9 protein-coding genes and 1 pseudogene are annotated in these 13,030 nt (G+C 76.3%); 5 read left to right on the plus strand and 5 right to left on the minus strand.

What is annotated here, in order from left to right; genetic code table 11:
* The 4 genes and pseudogenes from ABD823_RS33185 to ABD823_RS33200 form a co-directional block, all read right to left on the minus strand.
* Positions 1-558: pseudogene (locus ABD823_RS33185) on the minus strand (hypothetical protein); the annotation flags it as partial.
* Entirely contained in the window at positions 548-2,308 is a 1,761-nt protein-coding gene (locus tag ABD823_RS33190) for a glycosyltransferase family 2 protein (protein WP_344866693.1), read from the minus strand. The gene ABD823_RS33190 and the pseudogene ABD823_RS33185, both read right to left, overlap by 11 nt.
* Positions 2,305-4,275: a glycosyltransferase gene (locus tag ABD823_RS33195; protein ID WP_344866695.1), complete on the minus strand. Its 1,971-nt coding sequence runs from the start codon at positions 4,273-4,275 to the stop codon at positions 2,305-2,307. The genes ABD823_RS33190 and ABD823_RS33195 overlap by 4 nt, the downstream gene beginning before the upstream one ends.
* Entirely contained in the window at positions 4,268-4,888 is a 621-nt protein-coding gene (locus tag ABD823_RS33200) for a hypothetical protein (protein ID WP_344866697.1), read from the minus strand. The genes ABD823_RS33195 and ABD823_RS33200 overlap by 8 nt, the downstream gene beginning before the upstream one ends.
* A 328-nt stretch (positions 4,889-5,216) precedes the next feature.
* Here ABD823_RS33200 and ABD823_RS33205 point away from each other — a divergent pair, with 328 nt between their 5' ends.
* Entirely contained in the window at positions 5,217-6,341 is a 1,125-nt protein-coding gene (locus ABD823_RS33205) for a glycosyltransferase (protein ID WP_344866699.1), read from the plus strand.
* Complete coding sequence (locus ABD823_RS33210) at positions 6,338-8,143, plus strand: glycosyltransferase family 2 protein (protein ID WP_344866701.1); 1,806 nt, start codon at positions 6,338-6,340, stop codon at positions 8,141-8,143. Before ABD823_RS33205 ends, ABD823_RS33210 begins: the two co-directional genes overlap by 4 nt.
* A 33-nt stretch (positions 8,144-8,176) precedes the next feature.
* Here the strand turns inward: ABD823_RS33210 and ABD823_RS33215 are convergent, their stop codons facing one another.
* Positions 8,177-9,850, minus strand: a complete 1,674-nt coding sequence (locus ABD823_RS33215) for a glycosyltransferase (RefSeq protein ID WP_344866703.1) — start codon at positions 9,848-9,850, stop codon at positions 8,177-8,179.
* Between the two features lie 222 nt (positions 9,851-10,072).
* Between ABD823_RS33215 and thrC the strand changes: the two genes are divergently transcribed.
* The 3 genes from thrC to ABD823_RS33230 all read left to right on the plus strand — a co-directional run.
* Complete coding sequence (thrC, locus tag ABD823_RS33220; RefSeq protein WP_344866705.1) at positions 10,073-11,131, plus strand: threonine synthase; 1,059 nt, start codon at positions 10,073-10,075, stop codon at positions 11,129-11,131.
* A gap of 28 nt (positions 11,132-11,159) precedes the next feature.
* Complete coding sequence (locus ABD823_RS33225; RefSeq protein WP_344866707.1) at positions 11,160-12,143, plus strand: homoserine kinase; 984 nt, start codon at positions 11,160-11,162, stop codon at positions 12,141-12,143.
* Positions 12,144-12,641: 498 nt separating this feature from the next.
* On the plus strand, positions 12,642-13,030 hold a 389-nt coding region (locus ABD823_RS33230; protein ID WP_344866709.1), incomplete at its 3' end, for a Rho termination factor N-terminal domain-containing protein.

The following is a 13,030-nucleotide window of genomic DNA, read 5'->3' on the forward strand; positions in this document are numbered from 1 at the left end:
GCCCGCCGGGTGCGCGGGCGGCGGGGGCGCGCCCGGCCCGGCCCCCGCGGGCCGGGCGGGGAGGGGACGCCCCGCCAGCGCGCCGAGCCCGCCGTCGGGCGGGACGGCCGCGGTGAAGCGCAGCTCGGCGATCCAGCCGGACCCGCCGTGCCTGGCCACCCGGAGGAGGTCCAGGGCGCGCGCGGTGAACCCGCCGTCCGCGGGGACCGGCGGGGACCACCACTCCGGCGCCTGCACGACGTGCACCACGATCCGCCGGGCCGAGGGCAGCCGGGGCGCGGCCGCCGCGACCCGGCGCAGGTCCGAGGGCGTCCTGAGGATCAGGGCGATCCCCTCGACCACCCCGGGACGGGCCTCCGCCCGCCCCGGGGCTCCGGGACGCGGTGCGGACGCGGCCCGCGCGGGGTCCGCGGGCCGGTCGAGGTCCACCAGGCGGGCGGCGGCCGGGGCGCCGACGACCTCGCCGGGCTCGGGGAATCCGGCGCAGGCCACGAGTGCGCTCTCCAGCCGGCCGGGGGCGAGCACCTCCTCGATCGTGGCGCGGATCTCAGCGATCATCGGTGCTCCGGGGGCGGCCCAGCGTGTTCCTGACCGTGCGCAGGAACGGCGCGCGCTCGGCGAGCCTGCGCCGCCAGCGGTTCCGGAGCCGGCGCAGCTGGGCGAGCTCCCGCCGCCACTGCACGGCCGACCTGCGCCACCGGGTCGCCTCGGCCTTCCACTCCGCGGCGTCCTTCCCGCGCGTGGCGGCCTCGGCCTTCCACCGGGCGGCCTCGGCCTTCCACCGGGCGGCCTCGGCCTTCCAGCGCTCGGTCTCCTTCCGCAGCCGGGCGGCCTCGGCGTTGCGCCGGGCGGTGCTCGGCTTCTCCGCCAGGGACGCCGGGAGGAAGTCCCACATGTCACCGCTCGTCCAGCGGGTGCCGAACGTCTGGTGCACCACGTCGTCGAGGTCCTCGCCCTCGGCGGCGAGCAGCCGGGCGCGCGTCATCGCGGCGGTCCGCTCCAGCCGGGCCGACACGAGCTCGTCGTGCCCCTCCAGGACGACGGAGACCAGGCCGGCGCAGTCGGCGTCCGCGTCGGCGGTCAGGCGCCGCAGGCCGTCCGGGCCCGGCACCCAGCCGGCCGGCAGGCGCAGGCGGAACATCGCGGGCGCGGAGTCCCCGCCCGGGTCCTCCGTGAAGGAGATCCTGCCGTCGTGCTCGTAGGTGCCGCGGACCAGCCGCAGGTCGAGCAGCGGGTCGTCGAGCGGGGAGCGGCGCTCGGGGGTGAGGGCGCTCCACGGGCCGACGAGCGTCACGGCCACGTCCGGCAGCGTCGAGGCCAGCACGCCGTCGACCGTCGCCAGGACGTCCTCGTAGCGCGCCCCGGCGACGTCCACCACCACGTCCACGTACGGCACGAGCCTGCGGCGGCTGGGATGGGTCCGCAGCCAGCGCAGCTCGGGCACCCGCTCGGCCAGCAGCGGCCAGTTGTGCCGCTTGACCTCGGCCTCGCGGGTGCCGACGGTGTGCAGCCCGAGATGCCGGCTGCGGGCCTCGGCGTCGGGGACGAACACCGCCCCCTGCTGGGCGAGCCGGTAGCCGAGCTCGGTGTCCTCGCCGAGCACCAGCGAGGTGTCCATGCCCCCGGCGGCCCGCAGCAGGGCGGCGGGGACCGAGGCGGTGGCGCCGCAGTGCACGTTGTAGGCGTCGACGGGGGAGGCCCGCAGGTCGTCCGTGCGCGCCAGGAACTCCTCGACCCAGCCGTGCGGCTCGGTGGTCTCCGGCGGGAAGAGCTCGTCCACCCGGCCGTGCGCGACCGCGTCGTGGACCTCGGCGGCCGACGGCAGTCCCGCGGACACGTCGGTGAACCGCAGCGAGCCGAGCACCACCAGGTAGTCGGCGAGGTGGTGCCAGCGGAGCTGGGCCTCCACGTGCTCGCGGAAGGGGACCATGTCGGCGTCGAGCCAGTGGATCACCTCGCCCTCGGCCGCGTCGGCCCCGGTCTGGCAGGCCCAGGCGCGTCCCCAGCCGCCGGGACGGCTGGGGACGATCCGGGTGCGCTCCGGGGCGATCTCCCCGATGCGGAGCGGCGGCCCGCCGCCGTCGTCCACCACGATCACCTCGGTCAGGTGCGCGGGGTAGCTCTGCGCGGCCAGGGCCGCGAGCGTCAGGTCGAGGGTCTCCTGACACCGGTAGGCGGGGACGACGACGCTGACCGTCCTGGTGGGCGTCCAGGAGCCGAGCGCGGCGGGGGTGAGCGGGCCGTGGTCGTTGTGGCGGATGCGCGGCTGCCCGCCGCGGTCCGGCCGGCCCGCCGTGCGGGCGCTCACCGGAGGCCGTCCGGTTCCATCAGCCGGCCGGCGTGCAGGCCCCGCCACTGCCGGACGGTCCCGTGGTTGAGGAAGGCGCCGATCGGCGCCTTCCAGGTGTGCCCGGAGGAGGACCGCCGGCGCAGGATGTAGCCGAGCCCGTGGGCCTGGTAGATCCTGCCGCCCGCCTGCCGTACGGCCTCCAGCAGCTGGCCGTCCTCGGTGAGCCCCAGGGGGCGGAAGCCGCCGGCCTCCCCGAAGACGTTCCTGGGCAGGAAGAGGGTGCCGCCCGCGACGAAGTCCTGCCAGGTCTCGGTGGTCCACCGGCGCTGCACCGTCGTGTCGATCTGCTCCAGGTAGACGATCTCGGCGGGGGCGCCGGTGAGGTCGGCCCCGGTGTAGAGGTGGGCGAGGTGCAGGTCGGCCAGGTGCTCGGGGCCGTACCAGTCGTCGTCGTCCATCTTGCTGAGGAACGTCCCTGAGGCGCGGGCCGCGGCCTCGTTGAGCACCGTGCCGAACGGCAGGCCGGGGTCGGCCTCGTACACGGTCACCGGGTGCGGGAAGCCCGCGACGGCGCGGGCGACGTCGGGCAGGTCCGCGGGGACGCCGTGCAGGGCCAGGACCAGTTCGAGGTCGACGCCGCGCTGGCGGGCGACCTGTGACAGGGCGAATCCCACCATGTCGGGCCGCCGGGTGGCCAGCAGCACCGAGACCTTGGGCGGGCCGGGCACCGGGAGGCCGGCCCGGGCGGCGAACTCCGCCCAGCGGGCGCGGCTGCCGTGCGTCCGCAGCGCGCAGCGGCGCAGGGCGATGCTGTGCTCCTGCCGCCGGAAGTCGTCGGCCAGGTCCTCGGGGCCGGTGTCCCGCACCAGCGCGGTGAGGCGCTCGCCGAGCAGCGGGGCCGCCCAGGCGGGGACGTCCAGGCCGGACAGCGGGATCCCGGCGGCGGCCAGGCCCGCGATGACGCGGGCGGCGGCGACCGGGCCGGTGTGGGCGGGCCGCCACTCCACGGCGACGCCGCGCAGCGGGCGGAGCCGGGCGACGTCGGCGTCGGTGACGCAGCCGGAGGCGGCGAAGGACACCAGGGCGGTGCCGTCGAGCACGACGTGCCAGCGGCCCTCGCGCTGCGTGAGGCGGGCGGTCCCGAGCTGCGGCACCGCGGCGAAGCCCACGGGGTTCACCGAGCGTTCGTCCACCGGCGGGACCGCCGACGGATCCGCCAGGTCGAGGTCCGCGCCCAGCCGGGCGCCGCCCGGGCGGCCGAGGCGCGCCCAGGTGACCGACGCGGGCTCGGGCCGTTCGATGAGCGGGACGTCCGGGTCGGACCACTTCCCCGTCGCGGGGCCGGCGGTCCGCAGCGCGAGGTCGCAGCCCGGCGCGGCGGGCCGGGAGGGTACCGGCCCCTCGGCGTCCGCCAGGGTGGCGTTGGGGTCGGCGGGGCGCCAGTGCGCGGCCCCGGCCCCCGCCAGGGCGGCGACCGGCTGGGGCATGGTGTCGGGGCGGCCGGAGGTGAAGGCGCGCGCCGCGGCGACCAGGACCTGCCCGGCCCGCACCGGGGCGGTGAAGCGGGCCTCCACCGTCCAGGAGCGGTCCCCGGCCCGCTCGACCCGCCACTCCCGCACGGCGCGCCAGTCGCCGTGCGGGGAGACGGCGGCGAGCGGGACGTGCCGGAGCGGGGCCGTCTCGGCCACCGCGACGGTGATGCGCTCGGAGTCCGGCAGCAGCGCGTTCAGGGTGACGGCCCGGCGCAGGTCGGTGACCGTGCGGGCGAGCACGGCCACCCGGCCGACGGGGGTCTCGCGCAGGACCGCGCCGGTCGGGGCGGCGTCGAGGTCGGTGACCGCGGTGTCCGGGCGGCGGGCGATCCGGCGGCCCAGGCCGCCGAGGTCGTCGTCGAACCCGGTGGTGCACAGGAGCAGCTCGCCGGGGTCCGCCAGGAGCGCCTCCAGCAGCCGCTCCGCCGGGCGGACACCCGTGAGGTCACCCACGGCGGGCCTCGCGGGCGCCACCGGACTCCGGAGCGGACGCCAGGGCGGACTGCGGGCCGGCGTCCGGGCCGGAGCCCACGCCGGGCTCCGGGCCGGTGCCGAGACCGGTGCCGGTGCCGAGGTCTGCGGAGAGGCGGTAGATCTCCGGGACGACGCGCTCGCGGAGTTCGGCGCCGATCTCCAGGAGCAGGTCGGCATGGGCCGAGCTGCGGCTCATCGCCTCGATCCGGTCCTCGCCGAGCGCGGTGAGGATGTCGGCGGCGTCGGCGGAGCCGCGGCGCTCCGCCTCGCGCACCGTCTTGTCCAGGCGGTCGAGCGCCGCGGTCAGCCGGGCGAGGTCGGCCCGGACCTTCTTGAGCTCGTCGAGCCGCGCGGGAACCGGGTCCAGCCGCTCCCGCATGGCCGCGACCTTGCGGTCCAGCCGCAGCACCTTGCCGTCGGCGCGCCGTACGGACAGCACGGTCACGCCGAGCACGCCGAGCGTCGCGCAGGAGAAGAGGATCTGGACGGCGGCCACGGCGTCCACGGCGCCCAGCAGGACCAGCGCGAGCAGTGCCAGGGCCCCGGCGGCCCCCGCGGCCGCGGCCAGCACGGCGAGACGGCGCGGCGTCATAGAACGCATGAACGGCCTTTCACGACTGCGGTCGGCGGAAGGGGCGCACCCGGAAGGGGGCGCACCGCCGGAGGCAGCTGTCGTCCGAGGGATTAATGCGATTTTAAGCGAAGATAGCCACCTACATGGTTTTTTGCGACTAAAGGGGTCCGCCGCCGCCGCGAGCCGGCCGCCGGATCCCGCGCGGCGCCGGTCCGCGCCCGGCCGGGGCGCGTGCGGGACCCGCGCGGACGGCGGGAGGGATCCGGGAGCGACGGCCGCCTCCTGACTAGGATTGGCGGACGTACAGCGATGGACCGGTGCAACTCCGAACGAGTCAGGATCCCCCATGACAGCTGTCACCGATCTCGGCGCGCGCGAGACCGGCCCGACCCCCGCGGGCTTCGTGCGGAACCCCCCGGGAGAGATCGCCGACGTGCGCTGGGAGCACGGCCGGTGGACGGTCCCGGACGAGGACCCGCACACCCTGCGCGGCCTGCGCGTGCACTGGCCGGACCCCGCCGCGGGATCCGCCCCCGCCGCGGTCACGGCCCCGCTGCTCGACCTCGCCGCCGCGGGGGTCCCGCTCCACGCGGAGGAGGTCCCCGCCTGGGCGGCCGGCGCCGACCCCGCCTTCGCCGCGCTCCTCACCGACGGCGGCTGGCTCGCCGAGACCCCCAAGGGCACGCCGCACTGCACGGCGGCCCTGCGCCGGGAGGAGCACAGCGTGCGGCTGCGCCGCCACGGATTCGCCCGCAGGGGGGTCCCGGCGCCGGGCCGGGAGCCCTCGGTCAGCGTCGTGCTGGCCAGCATGCGCCCGCACCTGCTGGGCTCCGCCCTCGGCCAGGTCGCCCGGCAGCGCGGGGTGCGGGCCGAGGTCCTGCTGGGCCTGCACGGCGTCCCCGCCTCCCACGACGAGGTACGGCGGGCGGTCGCGGCCTGCCCGCTCCCCGTCACGGTCGTCGAGGCCGACGCCGCCACGCCGTTCGGCCGGGTGCTCAATCTCGCCGCCGCCGCGGCGGGCGGACAGTACGTGACCAAGTGGGACGACGACGACTGGTACGGCCCCGACCACCTCGCCGACCTCCTGCTCGCCCGGGCCTACTCCGGGGCGGACGTCGTCGGGACCGCCGCCGAGTTCTTCTACCTGGAGCCGCTGAACGTGACGATCCGGCGCACCGACTACACCAGCGAGGTCTGGTCCGAGCACGTCGCGGGCGGCACGATCCTGCTGGAGCGCGACCGCTTCCGCGAGACCCCGGGCTTCCCCGCCCTGCCCAGCGGGGTGGACGCGGGCTTCCTGAAGGCCGTCCACGCCGCCGGGGCGCGCGTCTACCGGACCCACGGCCTGGGCTACATGCTGCGCCGCCGGGCGAGCGCCGACCACACCTGGAGACTCCCGCTCGCCCACTTCCTGCGGGTCGCCTCCAACCAGTGGCGCGGCTTCCGCCCCAGCCGGATCCTGGCGCCATGACGCCGCGGCAGGACGACGGCGCCGCGGCCCCCCGGCCGGCTCCCCGCGCCGCGGCGCCGGGAGCCGGGAGGGAGCGGGCCCCGAGCCCGCAGGCCCGGCGGCAGGCCCCGCGGGCGGCCGGCGCGGTCCCGCGGATCAGGGGCAACGACTACCGCGCCCTCGCCGTGCCGGAGATCGGGGCCTGGACGCCCACGCTGCGGGTCAGCGTCGTCATCCCCGCCTACGGCGGCCAGGACAAGCTCGACCTGGTGCTCGCCGGGCTGGCGGTCCAGACCTACCCGGCCGCTCTCACCGAGGTCATCGTGGTGGACAACGGCAGCGAGCCGCCGCTGCGCCTGCCCGGGCTCCGGCCGGAGAACACCCGGCTGGTCGTCTGCCCGGTGCCGGGCCGGGCGCACGCGCGCAACGCCGGGCTCCGCGAGGCGACCGGCGACGTGATCCACTGGCTGGACTCCGACGTGGTCCTGGACCGCCGCGCGGTCGAGGCCCACATGCGCTGGCACCACGCGGCGCCCTACCTGTCGGTGACCGGCTACATCCGCTTCAGCCCGGCCGCGCCGCCCGCACCGGAGGAGGTGGCCGCCGCCGACGACCTGGCCGCCTTCTTCGAGCCCGCAGAGCCGCACGGCTGGCTGGTGGACCTGATCGAGTCCACCGACGGCCTCACCGACCGGCCGGGCCGCGCCTTCAGCCTGCACGTGGGAGGTGCGACCTCGGTCAGCGCCGCGCTGCTGGAGCGGGCGGGGCCGATGGACACCGACCTCATCCTCGGCCAGGACACCGAGATGGGCTACCGGCTGGCCCAGGCGGGCGCGGTCTTCGTCCCAGAGCCGCGGGCCCGCGCCTTCCACCTGGGGCCGACCATGCGGATGCGGGACAAGGCCCCGATCGACCGGGTCAGCCACGCGTTCATCGCCGACCGCATCCCCACCTACCGCTGGCTCCGCTCCCATCCGGCCCGGCAGTGGAAGGTCCCCTACGTCGAGGTCGTCGTCGAGCCGCCGGATGCCGGGGCGGGGGCCGGCGGGGCCGTGAGGACCGGGGGGGCGCCGTCCTACGACGAGGTCCGCGCCACGGTGGACGCCGTGCTCGCGGGCACCGTCCCCGACGTCGCGGTGACGATCGAGGGCCCCTGGGAACGCGTCCGGGACGAGGGGCGGGCTCCGCTGGCCAACCCCGACCTGGACCTGGTGCTGATCCGCGGCCACTACGCCCACGAGCCCCGGGTGCGGACGGCGCCCGCCGCGTGGGGACCGGTGCCGTACCGGCTCCGGCTGCCCGCCGGCTGGGTGCCGGAGGAGGACGCCCTGGCCCGCCTGGTCGACCTGGCGGAGGAGGGGGAGTACGGCCTGGTCGCGGTGCTGCTCGCGGAGGGCGAGGGGTCCGCGCTCGTCACCGCCCGGTTGGAGCGCGCCGCCGCGTTCGCCCGCGCGGCGGTCGTCCGCGCGGAGGGGGAGGACCTCGACGACGCGGTGGAGGAGACCTTCGGGACGTTCTGGACGGACGGTGAGACCTGCGGGTTCGCCCGGGAGGCCCGGCCCCCGGCCGGCCGCCGCAGCGCATACCGGGCCAGGACCGAGGCCGAGCGGCAGGCACGCCAGGCGGAGCGGCTCCGCGGGAAGGCCGCCGAGTGGCGCGAGGAGGCCGCCCGCTGGCGCAGGAGCACGGTGGAGCTCCGGCGCGAGCTCGGCTCCCTGCGCAGGGAACTGGCCGCCGTCCGCAAGGAGCTGGCGGCCTCCCGGAAGGTCGTGCAGTACGGCCTGCTCGTGTCGGTGAAGCGGGCGATCACCCGGCGGCGGTGACCGGGCCGGTCCCGGCACGGCCGCCGGGGCGCGTCACCCCTCCCCGAGCACGGCGCGCAGCCGGGAGAGCAGCGTGCGTGGGCTGCGCGGGCCGCGGAGGGCGGGGTCGGCGGGGGCGCGCCGCTCCGGCTCGGCCTTGCCGTGGCCGGGCCTGCCCGGCGCCCTCGGCCCGGGCCGGTCCGGCTCCGGGCTCTTCGCCGCGGGCCTGCCCCTGTCCGGCCGTGCGCCCCCCGGCCGTGCGGTGCCCTGCGGCGTGCCCGCCCCCGCGGCGTCCTGCCGCGCGGTGTCCTGCCGCGCGGTGTCCGGCCGGGCGGCTGGCCAGAACTCCGCCCGGTCCGCCCGCCGTACCCCGTGGGTCGCCTCGATCGAGGCGGTCACGGCGGTCACCCCGCAGGCGCCGAGCAGCCGGGCCCTGCCCAGCGCCTCGGTCCGCTGCAGGACGGCCGTGCCGCCGTCGGCCAGATCGACGACGAGCATCCCCAGGCGGTCGCGCTGGAGCGCCTCGATCATCCGCTCCAGGGTCCGGGGAGCCGGCGGGACCGAGACCGGGCCCGTGTAGCGGAACGGGATCGGCGCAGGGGTGGGGGAGACGCGGTCGGCCAGCCGCACCCGGTCGTCGTGGGAGAAGTGCTCGCGCATCAGCCGCAGCTCGAACGCCGGATCACCGGGTGCGGGCCGGCGCCCGGCGGCCGGGTCCGGCCACGGCGCGACCAGCGTGACCACCACGTCGCCGACCGAACCGGACAGCGCCGCGCCCACCGCCTCGCGCACCTGCTCCTGGCCCGCGCCGTCCACGTGGAGCACCACCTCGACGTACGGCACCAGCCAGCGCCGCCCCCGGTCCTTGCGCAGATCGCGGCGGAGCGGGACGCGGTGGGCCAGGTACGGGGCCACCAGGCGGACCGCCCGGTCCCGGTCGAGACGCTGCGCCGGGAGCCCGAGATGCACCGCCCGGGCCTCCATGTCCGGGACGAACACCACGCCGTGCTGGGCGAGCCGGTAGGCGAACTCGGTGTCCTCCCCCCGCGGCACGGCGGGGTCGAGCCCGCCCACGGCGTGGAAGACCTCCCGGCGCAGCGCCACCGTCGGGCCCGTGCACACGTGGTAGGGGTTCCTGCTGGCCCGCAGGCCGTCCAGGCGGGCGATGGTCTCCTCGGTGGAGCTGGGCAGCGCCGAGGACAGGTCGAAGACGTCCCCCAGCGCGCCGGCGCGCACCGCCTCGTGGAGGCGGGCCGGCTCCACCGCGGGCTCCTCGACGAACTTCTTCGCGCCGATCGTGACCACGTGGTCGGACAGGTGGTGCCAGCGGGCCAGCGCCTCGACGTGCTCGCGGCAGACGACCATGTCGGAGTCCAGCCGGTGCAGGACGGCGCCGCCGGCCACGGCCGCGCCGGTGTTGACCGCGTGCGAGGTGCCCCACCCGCCGGGGTCCGCGGTGACGATCCGGGTGTCCGGCGGGGCGATCTCCGGCAGGCGCAGCGGGGGATCGCTGCCGTCGTCGACGACGATGACCTCCAGGAGCCGGTCGGGATACGTCTGCGCGGCCAGGGCCGCCAGGACCAGGTCGAGCCGGTGCTGGCCGCCGTGCGCGGGGATGACCACGCTCACCGGCAGGGAGGGCTCCCAGCCGCCGAGCGCGGGGGGCCGCAGGGGCGAGTAGTCGTTGTGCCGGATCGGGGGCAGGCCGATCGCCGCTCCGCCCGTCATGGAAGTCGATCTCCTTGTCAGATCGTCGGGGGTGCCTCCTGTCAAGTCCTGTCCGACCCTACCCGCCCTTCCTCCAGGTTTCCTGTTGATCGGTGGCGGATCGTCCGTGTCCTGTCCATTTGGTGGACGCCGAATCCCCCGGCCCGGGCCGTTGGCCGTAGACTCGGCCCCAACACCGCAGGTAGCACGCGCGCGGCGGGACCGCGCGCGGGAGGAGCAATCATGGCCAGGGCGTGGCGTGGTCTCATCGAGGAATACCGTGACCGTCTCCCGGTCACGGAGAAGACGCCCGTCGTCACCCTCCTGGAGGGCGGCACGCCGCTCGTGCCGGCGCACCGGGTCTCGGCGCTGACCGGCTGCGAGGTCCACCTGAAGGTCGAGGGGCTGAACCCCACGGGCAGCTTCAAGGACCGCGGCATGACCATGGCCATCAGCAAGGCCGTCGAGGAGGGCGCGAAGGCCGTCATCTGCGCCTCCACCGGCAACACCAGCGCCTCCGCCGCCGCCTACGCCGTGCGCGCGGGCCTGACCTGCGCGGTGCTCGTGCCCCGCGGCAAGATCGCGATGGGCAAGCTGGCCCAGGCGCTGGTCCACGGCGCCCGGCTGCTCCAGGTCGAGGGCTCCTTCGACGACTGCCTGGAGATGACCAGGAAGCTGTCCGACAGCTACCCGATCGCTCTGGTCAACTCGGTCAACCCGTTCCGGCTGCAGGGCCAGAAGACCGCCGCGTTCGAGATCGTGGACGCCCTCGGGGACGCCCCCGACATCCACTGCATCCCGGTCGGCAACGCCGGCAACATCTCCGCCTACTGGATGGGCTACACCGAGTACGCCGCCGACGGCGCCGCCACGAGGACGCCCCGGATGTTCGGCTTCCAGGCGAGCGGCGCCGCGCCGATCGTGGGCGGCGCCCCGGTGACCCACCCGCACACGATCGCCACCGCGATCCGCATCGGCAACCCCGCGTCCTGGAAGCTCGCCGAGGCCGCCCGCGACGAGTCCGGCGGCGTCATCCAGGCCGTCACGGACCGCCAGATCGCCGCCGCCTACAAGCTCCTGGCGCAGGAGGAGGGCGTGTTCGTCGAGCTCGCCTCCGCCGCCAGCGTGGCCGGTCTGCTCCAGGCCCACGAGCAGGGCCTCGTCGAGCCCGGGCAGCGGATCGTCTGCACGGTCACCGGCAACGGCCTGAAGGACCCCGACTGGGCCATCTCCGGCGCGCCGGCCCCGATCACGATCCCGATCGACGCCCACGCGGCGGCGAGCGCCCTCGAGCTCGCCTGACCCCTCCCTCTCTCCTGCGAAGGAAGGCATGACCGACAGCACGGTGGTCGTCCGGGTCCCGGCGACCTCGGCCAACCTCGGCCCCGGGTTCGACACGCTGGGACTGGCCCTGGCCCTGTACGACGAGGTCGAGGCCGCCCTCTACGATCCCGGCCCGGACGGCGCGGCCGTGGACGTGGCGGTGGAGGGCGAGGGCGCGGGCGAGGTGGACCTCGGCGACGGCCACCTCATCGTCGCGACGATGAGGAAGACCTTCGACCGGATGGGGCTGCCGCGCCCCCGCGGCATCCGGCTGCGCTGCGTCAACCGGATCCCGCACGCGCGCGGCCTCGGCTCGTCCTCGGCGGCGGTCTGCGCCGGGATCCTCGCGGCCCGCGCGCTGGCGGCCGCGCCGTACGCCGCCGCCGCGGCCGGGCCGGAGGCCGGGAAGAGGGCCGGGGAGGGGCCGCCGGAGTTCACCGACGACGACGTCTTCGCCCTGGCGACCGAGATCGAGGGGCACCCCGACAACGTGGCGCCCTGCCTGGCCGGAGGGCTGACGGTCTCGTGGACGGAGCCGGACGGGATTCCGCGCATGGCGAAACTCGTCCCGCACGCCGACGTCCGCCCCGTGGTGATCGTCCCCTCCTCCCGCCTGTCCACGGAGGTCGCCCGGGGGCTGCTGCCCGCGAGCGTGCCGCACGCGGACGCGGCTGCGAACGCGGGCCGGGCCGCGCTGCTGGTCGCGGCGCTGACCGGGCGGCCGGAGCGGGAGTTGCTGCTGGCGGGCACGCAGGACCTCCTCCACCAGGACTACCGCGCGCCCGCGATGCCGGGGACGGCGGAGCTGGTGCGGCGGCTGCGCGCCCGCGGGGTCCCTGCGGTCGTCTCGGGCGCGGGTCCCACGGTCCTTGCGTTCTCGACAGTGAAAACGCAGGATTTGATCGCACCAGAAGTGGGTAATGACTGGCACATCCGGCCACTGGATGTCGAAACCCGCGGTGCGTGCGTCGTTTCTCCCGAGACACGTTGACGCCTCTTCGGCCTTCAGGGAATAGCTGTGTGCGCTGGTGATGTTAGGCTGATAGCCGCACCAGATGCCCCCGTGCTGGGTGCGTGCTTGTCAGCCACACATCGTTGCCTCACGCCTTGTTCCACGAGGCGTGACAGCCGCAGTGGCTTCCCCGAATCCGCCGCCTCCGAATGGTCCACATTCGAGCGGGGCAAGGAGAGGCGGCGTTTCAGGAGACATGCGCGTTCGAACCACCTCGACATCTGGTTGCCGGTAGCAATCCGGGGGGTGTCCTCCGCGCCCCACCGTCGGCGGGTCTCGATGGTGAAGGCGCGGATGTCCCCTTCTCCGACAGTGGCGACGGCCCTCCGGGGCCGTCGGGGATCGCAACAAGATCGCAACAGGATCGCGACAGGACCACAACGTGCAACCTGACCCGGTCTGTCCCACCGGATCGATCGCACCACCGGGACGATTGGCCGATCGTGGCCACGCCCGACCCCTGGGAAGGACCCATTAGTGAGCGACACCACCGAACTCCTCTCCGACGCTAACGGCGCACAGCCCGCGGCCGGCGACACCCCCACCCGCGCCGCGGCGAAGTCGCCGCGTCGTCGCTCCGGCACCGGCCTGTCCGCCATGGTGCTGCCCGAGCTTCAGGCCATGGCGGCGGGCCTCGGCATCAGCGGGACCGGGCGGATGCGCAAGAGCCAGCTGATCGCGGCCATCCAGGAGAAGCAGGGAGTGACCGCCGAGGGCGCCGCCGCTCCCGCCGCGGTCAAGGAGGCGCCTGCGGCTCCGGCCGCCGAGCCGGCCGCCGAGCGTCCCGCCCGCAGCCGCAGGGAACCTCCCCGCGCGCCCGCCCCGGCCGCGTCCGCCGCGGCCCCCGCCCCCGAGCAGACGGCCGC

Origin of the sequence: Planomonospora alba (genome assembly GCF_039534085.1) — a bacterium.
GTDB lineage: Bacteria > Actinomycetota > Actinomycetes > Streptosporangiales > Streptosporangiaceae > Planomonospora_B > Planomonospora_B alba.

Excerpts from the sequence above, each read along its gene's own strand:
- ABD823_RS33200 (WP_344866697.1), bottom strand. The coding sequence starts at position 4,888 with ATGACGCCGCGCCGTCTCGCCGTGCTGGCCGCGGCCGCGGGGGCCGCC.
- ABD823_RS33205 (WP_344866699.1), top strand. The coding sequence starts at position 5,217 with ATGACAGCTGTCACCGATCTCGGCGCGCGCGAGACCGGCCCGACCCCC.
- ABD823_RS33210 (WP_344866701.1), top strand. The coding sequence starts at position 6,338 with ATGACGCCGCGGCAGGACGACGGCGCCGCGGCCCCCCGGCCGGCTCCC.
- ABD823_RS33215 (WP_344866703.1), bottom strand. The coding sequence starts at position 9,850 with ATGACGGGCGGAGCGGCGATCGGCCTGCCCCCGATCCGGCACAACGAC.
- thrC (WP_344866705.1), top strand. The coding sequence starts at position 10,073 with ATGGCCAGGGCGTGGCGTGGTCTCATCGAGGAATACCGTGACCGTCTC.
- ABD823_RS33225 (WP_344866707.1), top strand. The coding sequence starts at position 11,160 with ATGACCGACAGCACGGTGGTCGTCCGGGTCCCGGCGACCTCGGCCAAC.